Consider the following 20,311-nt stretch of genomic DNA (forward strand, 5'->3'; position numbering starts at 1 on the left):
TCCCGTTCGGCGGTGGTGCGGGTGGGTGACCGCCGGGGTGACCTGGTCGTCACCCCGGCGGTCAGGGGTAGGTCAGTTCCGGTCAGCGATGACCGGCTGACCGTGCTGCTCGCGCAGCTGGGCCATCAGCTGGGTCAGGGTGTCGGAGGACAGGGGGATCTGCTGACCGCGGATCGCCTGGGCGACGACCTTGCGGGTCAGCTTGTCCTCCTGGCTGACCGCCTGCCGGGCGATCTTCAGCAGGTCCTCGGTGTCCAGGTCAGCGCGGCGGTCACCGTCCCGGTCAGTGACCGGCGGGGCAGTGACCGGCGGGGCAGTGACCGGCTGACCGGTGGCCTCGGTGGGGCTGACCGGCGGGGCGGTGACCGGCGGCTCGACCGGCGGTCGGTCAGTGACCGGCCGGTTGGTGACCGGGTGACCGCCCAGGTCAGAGGGCTCGGTCAGGCTGACCGCGCTGACCGGGGTCAGCTGCGGCTGCGGCGTCGGTGCGGTGACCGGGCGGCTGACCGGCTGACCGGGGGTGGGGTGACCGGCGCTGTCCTGACCGGCGGTCAACGCTGCCGGGGGCTCGGTCAGTGCGACCTCCTCGGCGGTGACCTGACCTCGGTCAGAGGTGACCTGACCAAGGTCAGCCTCGGCCGGTCGGTCACCTTGACCGTCCCGGTCAGTGGGGCTGACCGGTCCTCGGGCGATGAGGATGTAGAGGTGGACAGCTCCGGCCAGGGCGAGCGGGGCGATGGTGGACAGCACCGCGACCACCGTGTCACCCAGCCGAAGGCCCGGGGTCGCGTTCTGCTCGTTCAGCCGGACAGCATGCAGGGCGTTGGCCCACAGGCTCGTCCCGGTGGCTGCGCCGAAGAGCGTCCACACGTAGATCCGTGCCCGCAGCGGTGCGGAGCGCAGGACCAGCAGGGCGCGCACCCCGTAGGCGATGAACCCGTCGACGATGATCGGGAAGAAGTAGGTGAGGAAGCCCCTCACGTGGATGGCGATGGCCATCTGCTGCAGCGCGTCGTAGGAGAGCGCGCAGCCTGCGGCGCCGAGGGCGATGACGACGGCCCGGTCCCAGGCGGTGACCTGGGCGGTGGTCGGGGCGGTTGCGGTGATGGTGCTCATGCGGCCGTCCCGAAGTCGTTGCGGGTCAGATCGGTGCTGGCGGTGCCGTGGTCGGTGGAGGCGGTGCGGGCGGCTTCCTCGGCGATCTGCCGGTGGCGGATCGCGCGGCGGGTCTCGCGGTAGAGCTTGAGGGCGTGCTCGGGGGTGATCTTGAGGAGCCGGGCGAGGCGGTCGACCGGGACGCCCTGGCGGTAGCCGGCGAGGACGACGGCGTGGCGCTCCGCCTTGGTGACGGAGATGTCGCGTCCGGCCAGTACGGCGTTGACGCGGCTGTAGTCCAGGCGGTCGTTGATCCTGGCGTGCAGGGGTTCGCGTTCCTCCTCGGTGAGCCCGCCCCGGATGCCGTGGGTGTCGCCGGTCTCCAGGGCGGCGTCCAGGCAGATGCGGGCGACGGGGCACTGAGCGCACAGGGCCTTGGCCGTGGTGATCTTGTCGGCCTCCTCCGGGCCAGGGAAGAAGGTCTCCGGGTCGACGGGGTTGTACTCGGTCGGGCTACAGACGGCCTGGTCCTGCCAGGTGTGGTCGCCGAGGGCCCGGTGGCGGGTCGTGGTGGTCATGCGGGGTCGCTCCGATCGCTCTCCGCGCGCAGGGCGGCGTCGGCGGAGAGGGCACTGGGTCGGTGAAGGTTGGGCGGCTCGCCGTGGGGCGGCCGGTGCGGCGGCCGTCAGGCGGCGCGCTGGAGGCGTCTGCGATCGACCAGCTCGAACTCGACCCGGGTGGTCATCTGAGCGAGCCGGGAGGTGACGCGGTCACCGAGGTGGGCCTTGAGGTCCCTGATCTGCAGGTTCGTGGTGATCAGGGTCGGGAGCATGTGGTTGTAGCGGCGGTTGATCAGCCGGTAGGTCTGCTCTTCGACGAACTCCGTGCTCTTGGCGGCGCCGAGGTCGTCGAGGATCAGCAGCGGCACCCGGCTGTAGGCGGCGAGGACCCGCTCGGAGTCGGTGTCCGAGCTGGGCCGCAGCTCGGCGTAGAGGTCGGCGGCGGTGGTGGCGCGCCAGCGCACGCCGATGCCAGCCTGGACGAGGGCCCGTACGGCGCCGTACGCCTCGTGGGTCTTGCCCGCGCCGACGACTCCGGCCATCAGCAGGCTGGGGCCGGTGGCGACCTGGCGGCGGGCGCCGGTGCTCGGGGCGGCGGCCTGGGCGGCGATCTGCCGGGTCCAGGCCAGGACCTGCGGGTGCGTGGCGAGCGCGTCGCGGTAGCGCGGCGGCAGCCCGGCCGACAACGCCTCCTCCGCCGAGTAGGGCTCCGGCTCGTCCGGCAGGGCGTCGACTGTGCGCTGGTCGATGCCCCGGGCGGCGAGGATGCGGGCCATCCGGTCGAGCACCGAGGGGGCGTCGGCGAGGGTCTGCGGGTCGCGGTGGGTGCGCATCACAGCTCCTCGGCGTAGGCGTTGGCGGCGTCGACCGGGTTGGTCCACGCCTGGTGAGCGGGCACGTTAGGCCGGAATCCCGGCCGCGCCAAACCGGCGCCTCGTGCGTTCATGGCGTCGTTGACCAGGCTCGGCAGCCGGGAGGGGTGGCCCTGGATCTCGGCGAAGCGCCGCAGCCCGGCCTGGACGTGCTCCGGCGCGATGCGCTCGGCCAGCAGGGTCTTGATGACCTTGCCGAGGTGGCCGAGCACGCTCTCCGGGGGCCGCTCGGTGCAGGCGGCGATGTACTCGCCGACGAGCTGCTTGGTGAGGACGGCCGCGTCGGGCGCCTGGCGCCCCGTAGGGAAAGAAGATCCAGGATCCAAGATCCTAGATCCAGGCGCCGAGGGCTCCGGGAGGCTTCGGCGAGCCTTCGGGGAGGCTTCGTCGAAGGCCGTCTGACCTGCGGTTTTCTGCGAGGTCGGGACCGGCTTCGGCTCGGCGTCGATCGCTGGGGCGACTGCTCTGGCGGCGGCGGGAACCGTCAGCGCGGCGGGCGCCGGGATGGGCTCGTTCGGCTGCTGGAGGGCGGCCCGAGCGTTCGCCGAGGTTTCGGCGAACACTCGGGGAGCGTTCGCGGCGGTCTCGGCTGTCGTTACCGGGGTGGCGGCGAGGGCCGCCCGCTGGATGCAGGGGCCCTTGCAGACGCCGCACCGCTCCGGCTCGCAGTGCGGGCACGCGGGCAGTCGGGACAGGCTCGGCTTGTCGATCTTCTGGTGGTTGTGCCAGGTCGGGTAGTGGAAGTACTTGCGGCCGTCGCAGCCGGTGTACCGGCAGACCGCTCCAGCAGCGGCGAGTTGCTGCAGGTGGTCCTCGACGTCTGCGCGGCTGATCTCCTCGCGCATCGGCCAGACGAGACCGTAGACGATCGCCGCGTTGTCGCGGTGGCGGCCGTGGTCGTCGGCGTGGTTGGTCATCCCGAGAAAGGTGACCATGGCCGGGATCGACACCTCGGCCAGCGTCTCGGAGACCCAGGTCTCCGGCTTGACCGATCGGATGCGGGCCATGTCAGCGGCCCCGGAGCGCGGTAGCGGCGAGCTGCCCGGTGGCGAGGTCGAGGCTGTGCGGGCGTGTCCAGTCCGCCTCCGGCCAGGTCCGCTGCACCCAGCGGGCCGCGACCTTGGTGGTGGTGCGGCTCAACTCGAGCTGTTCGCCGTGCTCGTCGATCGCCACCATGTAGGGGTGGGGCCACTGACGCTTGGGGTCGGCGAGGCTGACGTGGACGCTTACCGCGCCGGGGATCATGTCCGCGAGCCGGACTCCGAGCCGCGGCTGACTATGGCCGACGGCCGGGTAATGGGTTTCCTTCGGCACAACGAGCATGCGATACTCCGTGGTTCGTAGGAGCGCGCGCGGCGGTCCCTCGTGCTAGGAAGTCCCGCCGCTCGCGAGGTAGTGAATCGGCCCCCTTCGGGGTGCCGGCCCGGCGTCCAGGAGTTGGTAGCTCCAGGGCGCCGGTCTCATGTCGGGCTGTGATCTACGGCATCAGCCCCCTGTTTCGCCCGCCGACCTCGCGGCGGGAGCAGAACCATAGGGCGACCAGGCACCACACATCCACTTGTTAACTCCCAGGCCAGGGCACCATTTTCCGCGCGCTTGCCGCAGTGTCCACAGACCTGGTTGAGCACCGGAGGGCCGAAGGGCAAGGCGCCAGCGCGGGACCCGAGGAACGCTTCGGGCCGCCACTAGTGATGCCCACCCGGCACCGCGCCACCAAGAACGCATGCCTTGCGCTATCGACTCGTGTGCGATACTCCGATATCGAGAATCATGGCCGGGCCACCTGAGGGCAGGTGGCAGATGCACTCGCACCTGCGTCTCCAAGTAGGCGATCGCCGGCCATGCTGGATTCTCCAGGTCGGGCCAGCGGCCGGGTACAGCAACCCGGCCGGAGTTGATTGGGAGGCGGACGCGCCGCTCGCGGTAGGCCGAGCAACTCTCCGATAGCGGACAGTATTCTATATGCCTACAGCTATCAACCCAGGAGTCGGGACGTTCCCGGACCTCATGAATCGTCAGCTGCCACCAGGAGTATTCGGATGCCCGCTCGCCGCTTCGACGGCCAGGAACTCCGCCGCGTCCGCAGAGCCCGCGAGCTCTCCCAGGAGGCCCTGGGCCGCGCTGAGGGCGTAGACGCGGGACAGCCCGCGGTCGCGAGGTGGGAGAGCGGCGCGGCATTTCCCGAACCGGATCGCCTGCCCGCGATCGCGCGGGCGCTCAGCGACCTACTGGACAGGCTGTTCCCACGCGACGGCGAGCCCGACTTGGCCGACTTGCGATGTGATGCCGGCTACCCGCAGAAGCTGACCGGCAAGTTGATCGGCGCCAAATCCCACATCCCCGTCAGCAACGCCGAGCGCGGAGTACGGCGCCTCGCTGCGGCCTACGTGCCGCGGCTCGCCGAAGCGTATGGGGTGACCGAGGAGCAGCTCCTGGCGGCGCAGGATCGCAGTTTCGGCGTCAGCCCCGCTCCCGCTGTCAGCGCACCGCCGGCTCCTCGGACGCTCGCAGAGAAGATCACGTACCTGCTGGAGCAGACCTTCCCGGATGGCCGCCCGGCGGATGCCGAGATCGCGGCGGCCGTCAATTCCCACGCCGGCGTCGAGGTCGTCACGCCCGACGCCGTGGAGGCCCTGCGCACAGGCACGCCGCCGCCCGCCGAGGTGCTCGCCGGGCTCGCGGCCGGCGTCGTCCTGGAGGGCCTGGCCTCGTTCTTCGGGGTCACCCCGCTCTACTTCCAGAGCGACGAAGAGCTGGAGCGCCAGGTCGCGGACGCCATCAGCCTTCTCGCATTGCGCGGCACCAGCCAGGACTTCGCCCTGGCGGCACGTGGAGGCGAGGGCGGCCTGGACCCGGCAATGCTCGCCATGATCAGCGCGCTCGTGGCGGAGGTACAGCAGAAAGCGGACCCCCGCCGCTGAGGCAGGGGTCCGCTTCGTTTGCGGGTCAGACGAGCCATGCGGCGGCCGTTGCGGCGCCGAGCGCGGCGCCCGCCACGGTCTGCGCGACCGTGTGGTACTGAAGTGCCACCCTCGACCAGCACACGGCGACGGCCAGCGGGTACGCGGCGATCCACCAGAGTGAGTGGACGACGGTGAGCAGCGTGACCACCGAACTGGCCACGGCGCTGTCCACCGAGATCTTCCACGCCGTGTTGATCATGAGCAGGCCCACGGTCATCACCCACAAGGCGATCATGGCGACCAGGATGTCTCGTGGGGCATGGCCGAGAAGCATGACGGTCGAGCCGGTGCCGATCGAGCCGAGGATCACGAAGAAGATGGGTGCCCGCTTGGTCCGGTCGACCACGTGCCGGTCGCCCCAGGTCCCCCGCTTGCGCTCCCACTCGATGTAGGTCGCCGGGATGATGCCGGCGCACAGCGCCGCCAGCAGGCCCCAGCCGATTCCCGTCCAGCTGCCGGCGGCGGCGACGCCCAAACCCGTCAGCCCGGCGAGCAGCACGTTGCGCGGCTGGAGGATGTCCGTGACGGTCCTGGCTACGGTGGTGGTGCTCACAGCGTCATCTCCTCTATCTCCATGGCCAGTTCCTCGGCCTCCGCGCCGGCCAGCACCTCGCGGATCTGGACGTCGGTCGCCGACGCGTACGTCTCTTCGACCCGCAGCAGCCAGGCCACCTCCGCAGCCGTGGTTGTGATCGGCTTGCTGGGCAGCGCGGGAGCCGGCACGTCGTGGCGGCGCCCCTCGCGGGTGTTCGCCAGCGCCGCCTTGATCCACAGCGCCTCGGCCGCCGCCTGCGGGTCCGTGCTCGATTCCACAGCCACCTCGATCACGGGGAGCAGCACCGGCGAAGCATGGTGGCGCAGTTGCTCGACTACGTCCGCGATGTCCTGGGTCCACCGGTCCAGCCGCACGTCCATCGGCGGGTCGGTACGCAGGACTTCGCGCCAGCGGCTCGCCGGCCGCTGGAACGGGGTGTCGGGGAAGGCTGCCATCAGGTCGTGCCACAGCGGGTAGAGGCGCCACAGAGCTCGCCAGGACCGCCACCGGGTGGCGGCGGCGTTGGTGGTCGGGACGCTGACACCCACGGCGAACGTCATGAAGAGCAGAACCTGCAGGTACTCGGTGTAGACGCCCAGTGCGTGGTCGAAGTCGGCGCCGAGCGGCTCGAAGAGCGTGACCCACATGAAGGTCGTCCGGACCGCGACGTAGGCCACCCCGAGCGCCATGGACACTGCCATGAGGCCCAGTCCGATGCGCAGGATGCGGGTCTCGGCGCGGCGCATCGCGCTGGACCACTGGTAGCAGGTGACAGCGCTAGAGGTGCCGAGGTACACGTAGAAGATGGTCTCGTAGAGGATCGCGCCCCACTGCCCGGCGTGGTCCGGGACAAAGTCCGTGCTCGGTCGGCTGCGGTCTACGACGGTGAAGAAGAGCACCGTCATCAGGGCCAGCATGCCAACTGCCGCCTTCCAGGCGACCCTCTCGATCAAGCGCGCCACGGCGACGTGACGCGGGATCACCGCTTCGTCAGACCGGCCGTACGAGGCGACCACGTACGTGAGGATCGCCAGAATCGCGCCGGTGCTCACATAGTGCTTGAGCAGGACCGACAGATCGGTGATCGGTTGGCGATTCATCAAGCTGATCACTGCCGGGCTCTTGAGCCACAGAGCCAACGCGAAGCCCAGGTAGCAGCCCCAGAGAGCACGCCGATGCGCGTCCCCGTAGAGCACTGCGGGCAGTCTCCAGACCGCGACCGCGGTCATGGTGGTCGCGGCGGTGTACGCAGCGAGAGCAAGCACAACGTTTCCTTCTTATCGCTGGCCGCGACGGGGCGCGGCCACGGGGTGGGACAGCGTGGATTCCAGGAGGCTGACCATGTCGCTGCTGGCGGGCATCTGGCGCTGGACGAGCCGCTTGATCAGGCTGGCGCTCAGCTCCGCCTCCTGCTCCTCGCGGGTGTCATAGCGCGCGCGGGCCTGGACGACGGCGCCGCGGCCCATCCGCTCGACGAGGCCTTGGCGCAAGAGGTCGGGCAGGAGCAACCCCAGCTCGCTGGCGTTGAGGCTAGTTCCATGATCGAACCATTCGTGTACGAGCTCGTGGAGCTTCACGTGGTCCGTCTGGTGCTGCGTCGGCCTGGGTCTGTAGAAGATCAGCGAAAGCTCGTCCGCCCGCATTCGCAGACCGCAGGCTGTACGCAGGTCGATCCCGCGATCGTCCAGCGGGACTAGCGTGACGGTGCGACCGGTCTCCGCTTCCATGGCGGCTACCAGGGCTTCGATCGTGAACGGATCCGGAATCGGCAGGGCCTCCAGTTTCCGCTCGCACTCCTTGCGGAGTTGGCGCATCCTCAGCACGACCCGCTTCTCCGCCCGTACTCCCTCCGGCTGCGCGCCCCCTGTCGAGGACGGCCAGCGGAATCCTGTCGCCGCCGCGGAGATGCGAGCGGAACCGAGAAGCAGGGAACTCCCTTCGCACACACGAAGGTGGCCGTCCTTGATGACCCCCACGGTGGGCGGTTTCAACGGCCTAGCGTCCAGCTGCTGTCGAGCCGGGAATTCATGGGTAGACACCGAGTCCTCGCGAGGGGGTTGGGGCACGGTTTCGCTGGTATTCAGGCACGGCGGGCGGGCCCAGCGCTTCGCACAGCGCGGGGTCCGTAGTAGAGCTGCGCTACGCAAGCTCTCCCCCAGCGGCGCTTTCGCCGCCACGGCACAAGGCGACCCACCGCGGAGACATCAAAATCTGAAGCTGGCTACACCTCGAACGGATAGCTTCGCCGGTGATCAACACACGATCCGGTTGCAGCCAATGAGGCTCACCGGACCGGCCTGGCATCCAGCCACAGCAAGCTGCAACAGCGGCCCGGCCGATACCACACACCCCTCAATGACTGGGGAATAGCGGTACCGCATGGCGACTCCTTCGTGCTTCAAAGCGCCGCGCAGCCCGTCCGCTGCCCGACCTTCTCACCATGCCAGCCCACGGGTCGAACCGTGAATTCAGAAACGGAAGCCACAAAAGTCACAATTTCGAAACTTTCAACCCCGCATCACCGCACACCGGCAACGCAGAGTAACTTTTCCGACATGCAGGGTAACCTCTACGGAACGTGCCACATTGGCTACCCGCAGGATAATTTGACTTCCCGTCATCGGGCGCCATGGATTTCGACGAGAACCTAACAGATCGTCATTCCATGAAGGCTGGCCACGGGGCAGTGGGCAATCACGCCCGCATGCTCGGCATTGTGGCTTTCCCCACACTCTATCCAGCAAAGATCGACTGGCCCGCGTTGCATAGTCCCTCTACCGCAACCGCCGACTCGAAGCACCGCCCGGCAGCATCGACCGGTTCCGGCCAGGAGCGGACGACGAGGTGATCTTCAGCATGCCCTCGCGTTCGGCGCATTCGTGCCGGGTACCTGAGCAAGCCCAGATGCTCTCTCCGATGCTTGGCGCAGACGCCGAGCCGGTCGCCGTCGCCGCGGTCCTCCAAGACACCGGCTATGCCGCCTCCGTGGTCGACACGGGGCAGCACATGATCGACGGCGCACACTATCTGAGCCACCTCGGTGTCGAGCTGGCGGTCTGCTTGCTCGTCGCCTACCGTTCGTCGCCGGATTGGGAAGCGGCCGAACCAGGCTTGTCGGCCGAGCTGACGGCATTCCGCCGGGAAGGAGCAATCATGCTGCGGACGCCTCGGCGGCACCTGCCGCCAGCCCGAGTCTGGTGTCACCAGCCGGTGACGTCCTGGCCGAGAAGCCGCTGACACACCTGCCACAGCATCGCGGAGCGGGAGGCCTTGACCAGCACCTTGTCGCCGGGCCTGACGATGCTCTCCAGGTAGGCGGCTGCGGTCTCGGCGTCGGCGACCATGGCCACGTCGGTGCCGTGAGCGGCGGCAGCGAGGGCAAGCTGCTTGGGAAGGTCACCGCCGACCGCGATCAGCAGGTCGATTCCTTGTTCGGCAACGTACCGGCCGATTTCGCGGTGCGAGGAGGCGGCATCCTCCCCGAGCTCCCCCATCTCGCCGAGAACGGCGATCGTGCGACCGACCGCGGGGAGGGGCGGGAACGTGATGGCGCGGCCCGTGTAGGACTTGGCGAGACGGCTCAGCGGCACGCGGTCGTTGTCCTGGCCCCACGCTGAGGGATCCCGGAAGTGGATAACCGGGTCATCGCCCAGCTCGAACCCGTGGGCGACGACAAGGTGTCCTCCGCGTCGGCCGTCGCTGGGGAACTGCTCGGTCACGGAGATGATCAGCGGCGCCTTCGCCAGCCGTTCGGTCAGCTCTTCGGCCGGCACCGGCTCGGCCTGGCCGGCGATGTCGAAGTCGGCGGCGATCTCGGCGATCCCTGCGTGCAGCCAGCCCCGGTCGGTCAGGGCATCGCGTTTGACGCCGATCTTGATCAGCTCGGTGAGGACCGGGGGCTCCATGCCGTAGGCGAGCAGGATCATGCGGAGGGCCGCCATGCCGCAGGCTCGGTTCGACCAAGTGAGCCGATCCCCGAGATCCGTGCCGCCCTGCTGTTCCCACTCCTCAACGGGAACGAGCTGACGGCACATCGGGACCTGGTGGACATGCAGCATGACGGTGACCTTCCGAATGCGTTATCGGTCAGGCGGTGGCGTGCAGTTGGGCCGGGACGGCACCGAGACTCGGGACGGGCAGAGGCACATCGTAGGTCGGCCGAGCGAGTGCCTGGTGGAGCATCGCGCGGACGACGTCCTCATGGGTCAGGCCGCACACCGACGCGCCGGCGGCGAAGTTGCTGTCCCGCGACATGCCGGGGGTGGTGTTCACCTCAAGGGCGAAGACCTCGCCGTCGGCGGTGACCATGAAGTCCACCCGGGCGCCCCCCTGGCAGCCGAGACCGTCCCACAGGGTCCTGGCGTGCCTGGTGAGCGTGCGCAGGACGGACTGCGGCAGGTCGGCCAGCGTTACCGACACGCCGCCGCGGCCGTCGGCGTCGAGCTTCGTGTGGGCGTCGTAGAACTCGGCTTGCTGGACCTCGGTGGCCAGCGGCGGGAACGCCAGTACGCCACCAGGAAGTTCCAGCAGCCCCACCGTCACCGGCGTCCCGGAGATGTAGTGCTCTACCAGGACCGGCGGCGGGTCGGTGCGGGCCGCTTCTTCGAGCGCGGCGGTGAGCTCTTCGGTGGTGCGGACCAGGCTCATTCCGACGCTCGACCCGCCCATGGCCGGCTTGACCATCATGGGTTGCCCGCCGCACGTCACAGCGCTGTCGCGGGTCCACACCTGCCACGGCGGAGTCGGCACGCCGAGGCCCTTCATGTACCTCTTGCAGAGGATCTTGTCGGCGGCAATGGCGGACGCCGCGACGCCGTTGCCGCAGTACGGCTTGCGCAGCCAGTCCAGCAGACCCTGGAGCCGGCCGTCTTCCCCGAAGGGCCCGTGCAGGTTGGACAGGACGAGGTCGACGTCGAGCAGCTCCGCGACGAACCCGGGCTCGCACGGGTCCAGGACGCGGAAGGTGGTGCCGATCGCGTCCAGGGACTCAGAGAGCGCGGTCACGGACATCTGCTCGATGGGGCTCTTCGCGAGGTACAGGCGGTCCTCGGCAGAGACACCGCCATAGACCAGGCCCACGCTGGTGCCGTGGTACTTACGGTCCCGCAGGGCCTGGACCTCCTTGCTCAGCGCGGCGCTGTCGTGCCAGTCGATGGTGATCATCACGAGAGGACTCCTTCGTATGCGAGGGTGACGGGACCGGAGACCCAATACGACCGGGCGGGCCGGTCGGCGTGCGGGGTGACGATGAGGGGAGTGCCGGCGCGGTTTCGAACGGCGACGGGGCCTGCGGTGACCAGGCCGCGGCGTCCCGCGATGACGACAGCGGCGACGGCCCCGCTCCCGCAGGACAGCGTCTCGGCCTCGACACCGCGCTCGTAGGTTCGGATCTTGAGGGTCTGCTGGTCGACGCTCTCCACGAAGTTGACGTTCGCGCCGAGCGGGGCGAGCTTCGGGTGATGGCGCATCAGGCGGCCGCAGGCCTCGGCATCGATGCCGTCCACGTCGTTCACGACGGCGACCACGTGTTCGGTACCGGTGTGTGCGGAGTCGAACCAGAAGGGGCGGCCGCCCCACACGGACTCGACCACGCGCATGTCGACGGCGCCGACCTCGGCGGTGACCGCCACGGCCCTACCGGTGACGGTCGCCTCGTGCTTGACCCCGGCCATGACCAAGGTCATCGTGTCGAAGCCGAAGTCCCCGGCCGCGGCCCAGGCCGAGCACCGCAGGGCGTTTCCGCACATCGTCGCGATCGAGCCGTCGGCGTTGATGCACGAGATCTCCAGGACCGGGGGGTCGGTGCTGATCAGCGTGCTGACCACCAGGCCGTCGGCGCCGATGCCGGTCCGGCGCGCGCACAGTCTCACCGCGGTGTCGCGCCAGTCGCAGCCGGTGTCCTGGTCGGTGCCGTTGAGCAGTACGAAGTCGTTCCCGGCTCCGTGGATCTTCCGGAAGGGGGTGCTCAAGGTTCCTCCTCACGTGGGTATCGGGATGCGGGGCGCCGTGGTGGGGGCGCGCCGTGAAGGAGGTGCCGGCCGCTGCTCGGGCGATGCCTGCGGCCGGCACGGGATCCGCCCGGGGCGCCGGGCGGAGTCTGAAGGGCGCCGTCAGGCGTGCTCGCCGGGCACCTCGAGGTCAGCGTGGATGACCTTGCCGCGCGGCCACAGCTTTACGCCCCACTTGGCCTTCGTGAGGCGGTGGACCAGGTCTAGTCCCCGTCCGGACTCGTTGGAAGGACCGGCTTCGATCCGCACCGGGAGTGCCGCGGAGCCGTCGGAGACCAGCAGGCGCACGACTCCGACGGTGGGCCGGCGCACGGCGACGATCATGTACGTCCGGCAGCCCGTCTTCGCCGCGTTGCTCACCAGCTCAGAGATGATCAGCTCGGCGTCGTCGATCAGGATCTTCAGGCCCCACTCGACGAGCTTGGCGTTGACCAGGAGGCGCGCTGCGCGGGCCGACTGGAAGTCGTACGGCAGCCGCATGGTGGCAGGTGCCAGTCGGGCGGTAACTGGCGCGCCCTCGGCTTCCTGGGGCCGTTCGAGGGTGGTGTTCATCGCCGGTCCCGCGCGGGCGTCACCGTGCGGATCAGCATCCGGAGGTCCTAGGGTCGGTGGCTCGTCCTGCTGCACGACGGGGAATGAACAGGCCCGCGGCCGAGGACGCGAGTTCGCGTCGTCGCCAGTGGTCGCTCGGGGAGCGGCGCTCCGGCATGGCGCCGGCCGGGGTGTCCGGGTGGGCGGCGGCGGTGAGGAAGGCTCCGCGCTCGCGCAGGACGGTAGCGAGCCGGTCGAAGGCGTCCGCGTGCCGGCTGGGGCTGGCCAGGGGGTCTTCGTGGACCATGCAGCGGGTCCAGGTGACGACCCCGGATGCCCTGTTCTCCGACAGGGCGTCGGTGATGACCTGCCAGCCAGGCCGGTCGGTGAGGGGCTGCGCGGGGTTGCTGTCCACGGCGAGCACGGGCACGGTCCACTGGCGGGCCTCGGCGAAGATGCGGACGTGGGCGGCGATGAGGTCGGCGGCGGGTTCGTCACCGGCGCAGATGTAGATGGCGACGGGGACGCGGCCGACGGGTCGGAGTTGGTCGCTGGTCATGGCGACCACTGTCACCAACAGCTGACCCTCGGTGAATACATGGGCCGTGGTAACCGGAGAACTCGTACGCCGTCGACTACCACGCCCCGTGGTACCCACGCCTGCAGCTGCGGCTGGGCGTCACGCGGCGTGGTAGTGGCATATACCGGCAGGTCACGGGCACCACGGTCCGGCGCGGAGGGCTTATCTGATCACCAGCGGAACGCCGGCGGCCTGCGCGACGCTCCTTGCCATCGCCACCGACACGTCCGCGATCCGGTCTGTGATCACCCCGGGGAGCGCCTGGTGCCGGACCCACGTCGGGGCGATCCGGCACGCTTCCTTCAGCTCTGCGGCCGCTGCCTCCCACTGCCGCGTCTCGGTCCGCGTCAAGGCGATGTCCAGGTGGAACCTGGCGCGTGTGGACAGCGGCGTGCCGGGATCGAGATGGGTCGTCTCGATCAGTCTGAGCGCGCCTGCGGTGTCGCCCAGGGCCATCGCCACCGACATGGCCTGCGTGGCGGCGTAGGAGGGACCGAACGGCTGGCCCTGGTCGCCCCGGGCGTGCTCGCGGCCGATCCGGGCCGCGACGGCGTGGGCCTGGCTCAAGTAGTCCCGGGCGCTGTCCGCGCTCGCGCCGCCCCGGGACGCGGCGACGGCCGCGTTCGTGACCAACTGCCCGTACACACTGAGCCGGTCCGGGTCGCTGTCGGACATGCGGGGCTCGACCTTGGCGGCGGACTGCTCGGCGACGTGGACGCCCTTGGCGGTGTGGCCATCGCGCAGGCAGATCCACGACAGCGAAGCCATCAGGTGGGCCGAGCGGAGGTCGTCACCGACCTGGTCGGCGACGTTGCGGCCGTGGGTGATCGCGGTGTACCCGAGGTCGCGGGCGCCGAGGATGTTGGCCATGACGGCAGCGGTCTGGAAGGCGTCGGCGAGGACTCCACCGGCGGCTTCGCGCCGATCCGGTGCGGTGGCATCATAGAGCGCTCGTGCCTCCGGCAGCAGGAGAGACAGGATCGCCCCGAGCTCGACGTAGCGGCCGCTCCAGAACGCGGCGTCGGCGCGCCGTGCCGCGTCCCGCAGGTCTTCCAGGCTGCCAGGCTCCACGTCGGCGCCGATTCCAAGTCCGGTGTCGTGGACGGCGGCTGACACTGCGCGCAGGGCCGAGCGTTCCTCCAGGACCATGCCGCGGCGCGGGGACTGCTGTCCGAGGATCACCGAGACGTCGGTGCCGAGGCCGACGGCGACCCTCATCAGCGAGGGGAGCGAGAGGTTGCCGCCCTGTTCGAGCTTTCGGATTGTGCCCAGGGAGACCCCTGACTTGTCCGCCAGGTCTTCCTGAGTGACCTCCCGGCCGCGCAGGATCTTGACTCGGTCCGCCGTGGTGCGTTCTGCCCAGAGGGTCATAGGCTGACTCCGTCTCAGGTAATGGCCTTCCCCGGACGGTACCCCAGCAGGATGGGGCTGTGACAGAGAACGGTCACGCTCCGCAGCTCAATTGACGCGCGGGGTGACCGTTCCATGGGAGCTCAGACACAGGCCCCGATGCCAAGCAAGGACGCGATCCGGGCGACGGTCTCCGGCCGGCCGTCGGCGAGCACCGTCGTGATTCCGAGCGCTTCGGCCGGCGGCAGGTTGACCAGGTGGTCGTCGACGAAAACGCACGCCTCGCCCGGCAGGCCCATTCGCTCCAGCACCAGCTCGTAGATCGCCGGATCCGGCTTCGCAATGCCCTCCAATTCGGACACCACAGTCACGTCGAACAACTCCCAGACACCGCAAGCAGCGTACGGGTCAAAGGGGTCCAGCCCGAAGCTGTTGGACAGCATGGCGACCACGTAGCCGACCTCATGAGCCGCCTTGGCAAGGGCGACCATGTCGGCGGCCGGACGGACTCCGGCCCATGCCCGGCCCATCAGGTTCTCGTGGTCGGCCAGACCGAGATACGGCGCGACCTGCCGGTTCCAGTCCGCCTGGCTGAGAGCGCCGCGTTCCAGGTCAACGTACAGTTGTCGGACCACGGGGTGGGTGTTCAGTGTGCGACGCCATGCCTCGGCGTCAAGTCCCTGACTGACGCACCACTCGCGGTGTACCGCGAGGACGTCCGTCGTGAGGACTCCGGCAAAGTCCAGGATCAGGCCCCGGTATGCGGACGGGGTCGTGTCGGTGCCGCTCGATTGCGCCATGATGAGTTGCCCTTCTCGGTCATCCCTGTACCGCGAAGGTACCCGCCGCCGGGTGCGGCGCGGCCCGGCGCTCTGTGTTACGGGGGCCGGACCAGCAGCTGGCCTGCGAACAGCGGAGTCTTTTCATGACTGCTGCTGTTGCGGCCTGGTCATCCGACGAGCTTGTTGAAGAACTCGTCGAGCATCTTCGCAGGTTGCTGGTGGTCGAAGAGCTCGTAGCCGCCGAACCGGAAGACCTCGTAGCCGAGAAGACGGTTGGCGCGATCGGCCTTGACGGTCGCCGCATATGCCTTCGGATCCGCCTTGTCGTCCGAAGTGGCGTAGTGGGTCCGCCCGTCGATCTCCAAGATGACCCGCCTGCCACCGGGCAGGAAGATCATGAAGTCCCGGACCTGGGCTGGAAGGACGCGACCCCCGTTTGTGCGACATCCCGTGAGTTCTCCTGAGCCCCGCTGAGTGGCCGTGGCCGTGGCCAGGGGCTTCCTCCTCGCCCGGGTGAAGACCACCTCCCCGCCCAAGGCGCAGCGCCAGACCTGTGGCACCACTACGGCCGCACCCGCACCAACACCGACCGGGCCGTCCCCGGCTCCTTCTCCTGGGTCTGGGCTCCGGACGGCGGCCCTGGGGCCGAGGTGCTGGGTGACCTCGCCGGCCTCGTCGTGGCCGACCTCGGCGCGGGCGCCGCCCGCCACGCCGCCCACCTCGCCGCCCACCGGCCCCGGCCCGGGTCGACGCCGTTGACGCCTCCCCCGCTCAGCACTCGATGGCCGGCGACCTCTACGGCCACCTCGCGCCGCGCCTACGCCCGGTGTACGCCGACGTGGTCGAGCACCTGGACGCGCACCCGGGCGAGTACGACGTCCTCTACTCGGTGTTCGGCGCCGTCGACTTCGCCGACCCCCGCCAGCTGCTCCCGGCCGCGGCCCGGGCCCTGGGTCCTGGCGGGCTGTTCGCCGCCTCCACCCTGGGTCACTACATCGGCGGAGCGCCCGCCGAATCGGACGTAGTTCACGCCGACGTCCCCGCCCGCACCCCGGACGGCACCGCGACATCGATGCCGCGCTGGGTCCTCCAGGAGCACGCCTGGGGGAAGCTGCTGGACGAGGCCGGGTTCACGGCGATCAGCGTCGACCTGCTTCCCCCGGCGTCGTCGGGCGCGCGCTCAGCGGACACCCTGCTGCTCCGGGCCTACCGGTCTCGGTGAGGCCCCGCCGCGTCGTGCCGGCCACCGTCAGCGGCCTTCTCTCGGCGGTCGGGTGGCACGGCTACCGGCCGCGCCGTACAGGGCGCAGCGGGCACCTCGCTCTCAACGCGGCGGCGGCCGGTCAGGGACGCTGCCGGCACCGGTGGGGATCACCATCCCAGGAGGCCGCCGAGCAATTCCCCGGCGAGCCGTGCCGCGATCTGGGCCGCGCCCTGCCAGCGACATTGGTCTCGTCCCTAGCTGTGGCGCTGAGACGGTCGGGGGCGGCGTAGACGCGGCCTGCCTGTTCGGCACGCGGTCCGGCTGTACGGTGTCATGGCAGTCTCCTTCCGGCTGAGGGCCGCCAGGTGCTGGCGGCTGGAAGGAGACAGTGCCCGAAGTCGGCCTCGGCGACGGCAATCCCCAATTCTCCTGTGGATAACTCCGGGCCTGTGGAGAACACGCCCCCGAATGGGGGCCCTCTCAGGAACCTGGCGAGCCGTGTAGGACCCCCGGGCGTGCGGTTCCGCCGGTCGGTGGCTCGGCTACTGGATGCGCCGCACGGGGCGCAGGTAGCCGGTGAGGAGGTGAGGGAGCCCGTCGTCACCTGGCCCGGTCTCATCCGGCCCCAACACATCTTGGAGCTGGGCGAGTTGACGTTCGAGGCCCCCGAGGTTGGCGGTGTTGTCCATGGTGACCACGCCGTCGACCACAAGGCGCAGCGGGTCGGCGAGGAGGCGGGCGCGGCGTTCGGCGAGGACCTCCAGGGCGACGGCGCGGGCGCTGTGGAGGCGCTGGTAGCGGGCTTGGAGGTCGGCGGGGTCGGTTGCGGGCCCGAGCTGCGCGAGGAGCCAGGCCTTGGTTGCGTCGTCCATCGCGGCTTGTCCTTCGGGATGTGGTGAGGCCCGGCACCTGGGCGGTGCCGGGCCTTGGCCGGTGGCCAGCCGGGGCCATTCGCTGGTGGTGCTCGTGGTTCGGCGGCGGCGGGCGGATGTGTCCTCGAGGCCGTCGTCGTCCCGGTCGTCGTACTGCTCGGCGTCGACGTCGTCGTCCGGTTCCCCGGCGTCCGGGTGGGTGATCCGGTCGGCGACCTCGGGATCGGGTTCGTCGCCAGGCTGGAGGAGGAGTCGTTCCCCGGTGGTCGGGTGGTCGATGTGGATGGCAGTGGCGAGTCGGCGCGGCATCACAGCACCTTCGCGACGATGTGGGCGTCCGGGGTGTGGATGATCGGCATGCCAACGGCAGCACCCTTGGTCCAGATCTGGACCGGGTCGTCCTGGACGCCTCGGGTGATGATGATGCCGGGGGCGTCAGTCTTGTCGATCTCGGGGTTGGTGCCGCGGGCGAGTGCGAGGGACTCTGCGGTGGCCCCGTAGAGGGTCTGGGCCCACTTCTGGCGGTCCGGAGGCAGGAGGATCCACCGGTCGTCCGGCAGGACCCGGGTAGGGGTTCCGTCGACGCGAACCTGGGCCTTGTAGATGGTTACGGGCGGCAGGCCGTAGTTGCCGCGTACGACGTTGACCTGCTGCGGAGTGAGCGTGGCGGTCGGCGTGGTCGACGGGTTGACGGAGCCGTAGTAGGCGGCACGGTAGGCGTTGTTCTTGCCGAGGTAGGACAGGGCGCGGCGGGAGGTGAGGACCATCTCGGGCTCGGGCAGGCCGAGGTCGTCCAGGTACTGGATCCAGCCGAGTTCGTCGGTGATCGGGTCCGAGGTCGGATCGGACCAGGGCTTGGGCGCGGTGGGCATGTTGGCGCTCGGGACGCCGAAGTCGATTTCGGTGGTGAGGCCGTTCTCGCCGTTCAGGGTGAAGCGGCCGTCGAGGAGGACGTCGCCGGCGGCGAGTTCCATGCGGCTGCGGATGGCTTCGACGTGCCGCTCGACGTCGTCGTAGAGCAGCTCGATCAGGCGGTCCTGGTTGGCGCCGTGGGACTGCTCCAGGAGCAGCTGTTCCTGCTCGCCGACGAGCAGCTTCTGGCCGAGGGCGGAGAGCATGCCCTCGCGGGTGTTCTGCCAGGCCTGGCGCTCGGCGAACGGCACCGAGCTGTCGTAGGCGCGGTACTTCGCGGTGTTGACGTAGCGGCCGGTCTGCCGGATGCGCCACTTCACCTCGGTGGCGACGACCGTGGGCAGGATGTTCTGGGTGAGTAGGAAGTCGGCCGGGGTGGGGATCGATCGGGCGAACGCGGTCAGGTCGGTGGTGCTGACCGGTCAGCAGGTCCTGGATGGTCACAGGTCAACCTCCTTTCAGACGAAGCGGATCAGCGGGCCGGTGGACGACGGGAGGATCTTGCTGGGGTCGATGCCTCCGGGGACCTTCGTGGTGCGTACGACGCCGTGCCAGAGCATCGCGGCGGCGTCCTTGGTCTGGCCGGGCGAGAACACGGCGTCGGCGAAGACCAGGTCGGCCAGCTGCTGGCGGCCGTCGGTCGCGGCTGGGTCGAACGGTCCGTACAGGCCGGACGCGGTGATCCGGGCGACGGGGACGCCGGACAGGACGCGGCTGTACGGCTGGGTGGGGTCGGTGGACGCCTGGTAGTGCGTGCCGGCGGTGAACTTGGTGATGTCGAGGGTGATCGTCTCGGTGGAGTCGATGCCGTGCAGGGAACCGAGCCAGCTGCGGTCGGCGGTGTACGACGCCGACGTGGAGATCTGCTGAACGGTCAAGGCGGCCCCTCCTCGGGGTCGGTTGGGCGGTGGGGTTCGGGCACTCACCGCGCGGTGGTGCTGTCCACGGGCAAAAGAGGGGCGTGGTCCCCGCAGGTCCCGGGTTGCTGCCGGGTCAGGTGGCTGTCAGCTGGTGGGCAGGTGTCCGCGGCGGCGGGCCATGTCCAGCCCTGCGGAGCCAGCGGCGGCGGCCCGCCGGCAGGCGATCCGCCCGGCGCGGCCGGCGGTGTAGTGGGTGCGGCGGTGCCGAACAGCTCGGGGCGGCGCTCCTTGAGGACGGCAGCGGCGGCAGCGACGGCCTGCTCGTCGGCGTCGTCGGGAACGTCGAGCAGCCGGTCAGCGTCGGCGAGGTCGTCGCCACCCGCGCCCAGGCGGGCCAGGGCCGTCTGCCAGACGGCGGCCCGCAGGCGGGCGAACGCCTCCGCCTCGCGCTGTTCGGCGGCCGGCTCACGCCGTTCGACCTCGGACAGCGAGGCCTGTTCGGCGGCGCGCTGCGCCTCGACCCAGGCGGACAGCGCGGCGCTGTCCGCGAAGCCCAGGTCGGCCACGAGCTTCTTGATCGCGGTGCGCTCGCCCTGGGACTTCTCGCGGGCGAGGAGACGGGTCAAGGTGTCCTGAGTGATCAGCGTGCTGCCGGTGTCCGGCGCGGACGGGGCCGGCGGCTGGCCGGTCGGGTCGCCCGCGGGCTGGGAGGGCAGGGGGGCGGTCACGGTGAACCTCCGGAGGAGCGCCTCCGCGCCGATGATCAGTGTAGGCCACCCACGACGGCAACACCTTGGATTCTTGATCAAGGGGTGCTCGGTTGTCTCCCCATTGTGGGATGCCGCAGGCGCTCAGCTACCCCATCGCTCGGCATCGCTCTTTCCGCGTCCGTACTGAGCGAGTGCTGCTGCGGCGCGGCTCGCTGATGACCTGGCATCGGGCCGAGGACACAGAGAGGCACCATCATGCCATTCGGCCTAAGATAGGATTCGAATTAGGCCACCCGGCAGGCCGATATCCGGCCATTCCGGCTGGCGCGCAACCAGTGATGTTGACTGGTTTAGGACGCGCGGGCGGAGGTGGCGGCGGCCTGGACGCGGGCCACCGAGAGCCCTGGTCGCCCGCCAAGCGCAGACTGACACTCAAGGGCCCCCGAGCAGCTGCTCGGGGGCCCTTGAGTGTCAGTC

Annotated in this window: 22 protein-coding genes and 1 pseudogene; 3 read left to right on the forward strand and 20 right to left on the reverse strand. The window is 69.8% G+C overall.

Going from position 1 to position 20,311, the window contains the following annotated elements; all coding sequences use genetic code 11:
• Positions 1–72: 72 nt before the first annotated feature.
• The 5 genes from ACFVU9_RS13340 to ACFVU9_RS13360 form a co-directional block, all read right to left on the reverse strand.
• The gene (locus tag ACFVU9_RS13340) at positions 73–1,116 is read right to left on the reverse strand and encodes a DUF2637 domain-containing protein (RefSeq protein ID WP_387593025.1); all 1,044 of its coding nucleotides are present in this window, start codon (positions 1,114–1,116) and stop codon (positions 73–75) included.
• The gene (locus ACFVU9_RS13345) at positions 1,113–1,673 is read right to left on the reverse strand and encodes a WhiB family transcriptional regulator (protein WP_387593027.1); all 561 of its coding nucleotides are present in this window, start codon (positions 1,671–1,673) and stop codon (positions 1,113–1,115) included. The genes ACFVU9_RS13340 and ACFVU9_RS13345 overlap by 4 nt, the downstream gene beginning before the upstream one ends.
• Positions 1,674–1,780: 107 nt before the next feature.
• Entirely contained in the window at positions 1,781–2,488 is a 708-nt protein-coding gene (locus tag ACFVU9_RS13350) for an ATP-binding protein (RefSeq protein ID WP_387593029.1), read from the reverse strand.
• Positions 2,488–3,534, reverse strand: a complete 1,047-nt coding sequence (locus ACFVU9_RS13355) for a hypothetical protein (RefSeq protein ID WP_387593032.1) — start codon at positions 3,532–3,534, stop codon at positions 2,488–2,490. Before ACFVU9_RS13355 ends, ACFVU9_RS13350 begins: the two co-directional genes overlap by 1 nt.
• Position 3,535: 1 nt before the next feature.
• Entirely contained in the window at positions 3,536–3,772 is a 237-nt protein-coding gene (locus ACFVU9_RS13360) for a transcriptional regulator (RefSeq protein WP_387593034.1), read from the reverse strand.
• Positions 3,773–4,566: 794 nt separating this feature from the next.
• Between ACFVU9_RS13360 and ACFVU9_RS13365 the strand changes: the two genes are divergently transcribed.
• Positions 4,567–5,448, forward strand: coding sequence for a helix-turn-helix domain-containing protein (locus ACFVU9_RS13365; RefSeq protein ID WP_387593037.1), 882 nt, complete (start codon positions 4,567–4,569; stop codon positions 5,446–5,448).
• A gap of 25 nt (positions 5,449–5,473) precedes the next feature.
• Here the strand turns inward: ACFVU9_RS13365 and ACFVU9_RS13370 are convergent, their stop codons facing one another.
• From ACFVU9_RS13370 to ACFVU9_RS13380, 3 genes are read right to left on the reverse strand one after another with little or no spacing between them, the layout of a single operon-like run.
• Positions 5,474–6,043 carry a hypothetical protein gene (locus ACFVU9_RS13370; RefSeq protein WP_387593040.1) on the reverse strand — a complete coding sequence of 190 codons (570 nt, stop codon included), beginning with the start codon at positions 6,041–6,043 and terminating at the stop codon, positions 5,474–5,476.
• Positions 6,040–7,254: an MAB_1171c family putative transporter gene (locus ACFVU9_RS13375; protein ID WP_387593081.1), complete on the reverse strand. Its 1,215-nt coding sequence runs from the start codon at positions 7,252–7,254 to the stop codon at positions 6,040–6,042. Before ACFVU9_RS13375 ends, ACFVU9_RS13370 begins: the two co-directional genes overlap by 4 nt.
• 48 nt (positions 7,255–7,302) lie before the next feature.
• Positions 7,303–7,839 carry a hypothetical protein gene (locus ACFVU9_RS13380; protein WP_387593084.1) on the reverse strand — a complete coding sequence of 179 codons (537 nt, stop codon included), beginning with the start codon at positions 7,837–7,839 and terminating at the stop codon, positions 7,303–7,305.
• A 1,030-nt stretch (positions 7,840–8,869) separates the two neighbouring features.
• On the opposite strand from ACFVU9_RS13380, the gene ACFVU9_RS13385 reads away from it, so the two are divergent.
• Positions 8,870–9,262, forward strand: a complete 393-nt coding sequence (locus ACFVU9_RS13385) for a hypothetical protein (RefSeq protein WP_387593043.1) — start codon at positions 8,870–8,872, stop codon at positions 9,260–9,262.
• Here ACFVU9_RS13385 and ACFVU9_RS13390 read toward each other — a convergent pair.
• The 8 genes from ACFVU9_RS13390 to ACFVU9_RS13425 all read right to left on the reverse strand — a co-directional run bounded on the left by ACFVU9_RS13390 (position 9,226) and on the right by ACFVU9_RS13425 (position 15,674).
• On the reverse strand, positions 9,226–10,083 hold the full coding sequence (locus tag ACFVU9_RS13390; RefSeq protein WP_387593046.1) for a glutamate ligase domain-containing protein: 858 nt from the start codon (positions 10,081–10,083) through the stop codon (positions 9,226–9,228). The two genes, ACFVU9_RS13385 and ACFVU9_RS13390, sit on opposite strands and share 37 nt — an antisense overlap.
• 28 nt (positions 10,084–10,111) lie before the next feature.
• Positions 10,112–11,188: an ATP-grasp domain-containing protein gene (locus ACFVU9_RS13395; protein ID WP_387593086.1), complete on the reverse strand. Its 1,077-nt coding sequence runs from the start codon at positions 11,186–11,188 to the stop codon at positions 10,112–10,114.
• On the reverse strand, positions 11,188–11,994 hold the full coding sequence (gene dapF / locus ACFVU9_RS13400) for a diaminopimelate epimerase (protein WP_387593049.1): 807 nt from the start codon (positions 11,992–11,994) through the stop codon (positions 11,188–11,190). Before dapF ends, ACFVU9_RS13395 begins: the two co-directional genes overlap by 1 nt.
• Positions 11,995–12,135: 141 nt before the next feature.
• Entirely contained in the window at positions 12,136–12,585 is a 450-nt protein-coding gene (locus tag ACFVU9_RS13405) for an ATP-binding protein (protein WP_387593052.1), read from the reverse strand.
• 31 nt (positions 12,586–12,616) lie between these two features.
• Positions 12,617–13,123: a hypothetical protein gene (locus tag ACFVU9_RS13410; protein ID WP_387593055.1), complete on the reverse strand. Its 507-nt coding sequence runs from the start codon at positions 13,121–13,123 to the stop codon at positions 12,617–12,619.
• A gap of 183 nt (positions 13,124–13,306) precedes the next feature.
• Positions 13,307–14,515, reverse strand: coding sequence for a helix-turn-helix domain-containing protein (locus ACFVU9_RS13415; RefSeq protein WP_387593058.1), 1,209 nt, complete (start codon positions 14,513–14,515; stop codon positions 13,307–13,309).
• Positions 14,516–14,637: 122 nt separating this feature from the next.
• Entirely contained in the window at positions 14,638–15,294 is a 657-nt protein-coding gene (locus tag ACFVU9_RS13420) for an HAD-IA family hydrolase (protein WP_387593061.1), read from the reverse strand.
• 149 nt (positions 15,295–15,443) lie between these two features.
• The gene (locus ACFVU9_RS13425) at positions 15,444–15,674 is read right to left on the reverse strand and encodes a hypothetical protein (protein ID WP_387593064.1); all 231 of its coding nucleotides are present in this window, start codon (positions 15,672–15,674) and stop codon (positions 15,444–15,446) included.
• Between the two features lie 153 nt (positions 15,675–15,827).
• On the opposite strand from ACFVU9_RS13425, the pseudogene ACFVU9_RS13430 reads away from it, so the two are divergent.
• A pseudogene (locus ACFVU9_RS13430) lies at positions 15,828–16,498 on the forward strand (class I SAM-dependent methyltransferase).
• Positions 16,499–17,022: 524 nt separating this feature from the next.
• Here the strand turns inward: ACFVU9_RS13430 and ACFVU9_RS13435 are convergent.
• From ACFVU9_RS13435 to ACFVU9_RS13450, 4 genes are read right to left on the reverse strand one after another with little or no spacing between them, the layout of a single operon-like run.
• Positions 17,023–17,661, reverse strand: coding sequence for a hypothetical protein (locus tag ACFVU9_RS13435; protein ID WP_387593067.1), 639 nt, complete (start codon positions 17,659–17,661; stop codon positions 17,023–17,025).
• Entirely contained in the window at positions 17,661–18,668 is a 1,008-nt protein-coding gene (locus tag ACFVU9_RS13440) for a major capsid protein (RefSeq protein WP_387593089.1), read from the reverse strand. The genes ACFVU9_RS13435 and ACFVU9_RS13440 overlap by 1 nt, the downstream gene beginning before the upstream one ends.
• 54 nt (positions 18,669–18,722) lie before the next feature.
• A complete protein-coding gene (locus ACFVU9_RS13445) occupies positions 18,723–19,142 on the reverse strand; it encodes a head decoration protein (protein ID WP_387593069.1) in 420 nt (139 codons plus the stop codon).
• Positions 19,143–19,186: 44 nt separating this feature from the next.
• Positions 19,187–19,852, reverse strand: a complete 666-nt coding sequence (locus tag ACFVU9_RS13450; protein ID WP_387593072.1) for a hypothetical protein — start codon at positions 19,850–19,852, stop codon at positions 19,187–19,189.
• Between the last annotated feature and the right edge of the window lie 459 nt (positions 19,853–20,311).

Source organism: Kitasatospora sp. NPDC057936 (assembly GCF_042887525.1).
Taxonomy (GTDB): domain Bacteria; phylum Actinomycetota; class Actinomycetes; order Streptomycetales; family Streptomycetaceae; genus Kitasatospora.

Excerpts from the sequence above, each read along its gene's own strand:
- ACFVU9_RS13340 (WP_387593025.1), bottom strand. The coding sequence starts at position 1,116 with ATGAGCACCATCACCGCAACCGCCCCGACCACCGCCCAGGTCACCGCC.
- ACFVU9_RS13345 (WP_387593027.1), bottom strand. The coding sequence starts at position 1,673 with ATGACCACCACGACCCGCCACCGGGCCCTCGGCGACCACACCTGGCAG.
- ACFVU9_RS13350 (WP_387593029.1), bottom strand. The coding sequence starts at position 2,488 with ATGCGCACCCACCGCGACCCGCAGACCCTCGCCGACGCCCCCTCGGTG.
- ACFVU9_RS13355 (WP_387593032.1), bottom strand. The coding sequence starts at position 3,534 with ATGGCCCGCATCCGATCGGTCAAGCCGGAGACCTGGGTCTCCGAGACG.
- ACFVU9_RS13360 (WP_387593034.1), bottom strand. The coding sequence starts at position 3,772 with ATGATCCCCGGCGCGGTAAGCGTCCACGTCAGCCTCGCCGACCCCAAG.
- ACFVU9_RS13365 (WP_387593037.1), top strand. The coding sequence starts at position 4,567 with ATGCCCGCTCGCCGCTTCGACGGCCAGGAACTCCGCCGCGTCCGCAGA.
- ACFVU9_RS13375 (WP_387593081.1), bottom strand. The coding sequence starts at position 7,254 with ATGACCGCGGTCGCGGTCTGGAGACTGCCCGCAGTGCTCTACGGGGAC.
- ACFVU9_RS13380 (WP_387593084.1), bottom strand. The coding sequence starts at position 7,839 with ATGCGCCAACTCCGCAAGGAGTGCGAGCGGAAACTGGAGGCCCTGCCG.
- ACFVU9_RS13390 (WP_387593046.1), bottom strand. The coding sequence starts at position 10,083 with ATGCTGCATGTCCACCAGGTCCCGATGTGCCGTCAGCTCGTTCCCGTT.
- ACFVU9_RS13395 (WP_387593086.1), bottom strand. The coding sequence starts at position 11,188 with ATGATCACCATCGACTGGCACGACAGCGCCGCGCTGAGCAAGGAGGTC.
- ACFVU9_RS13405 (WP_387593052.1), bottom strand. The coding sequence starts at position 12,585 with ATGAACACCACCCTCGAACGGCCCCAGGAAGCCGAGGGCGCGCCAGTT.
- ACFVU9_RS13410 (WP_387593055.1), bottom strand. The coding sequence starts at position 13,123 with ATGACCAGCGACCAACTCCGACCCGTCGGCCGCGTCCCCGTCGCCATC.
- ACFVU9_RS13415 (WP_387593058.1), bottom strand. The coding sequence starts at position 14,515 with ATGACCCTCTGGGCAGAACGCACCACGGCGGACCGAGTCAAGATCCTG.
- ACFVU9_RS13420 (WP_387593061.1), bottom strand. The coding sequence starts at position 15,294 with ATGGCGCAATCGAGCGGCACCGACACGACCCCGTCCGCATACCGGGGC.
- ACFVU9_RS13425 (WP_387593064.1), bottom strand. The coding sequence starts at position 15,674 with ATGATCTTCCTGCCCGGTGGCAGGCGGGTCATCTTGGAGATCGACGGG.
- ACFVU9_RS13435 (WP_387593067.1), bottom strand. The coding sequence starts at position 17,661 with ATGCCGCGCCGACTCGCCACTGCCATCCACATCGACCACCCGACCACC.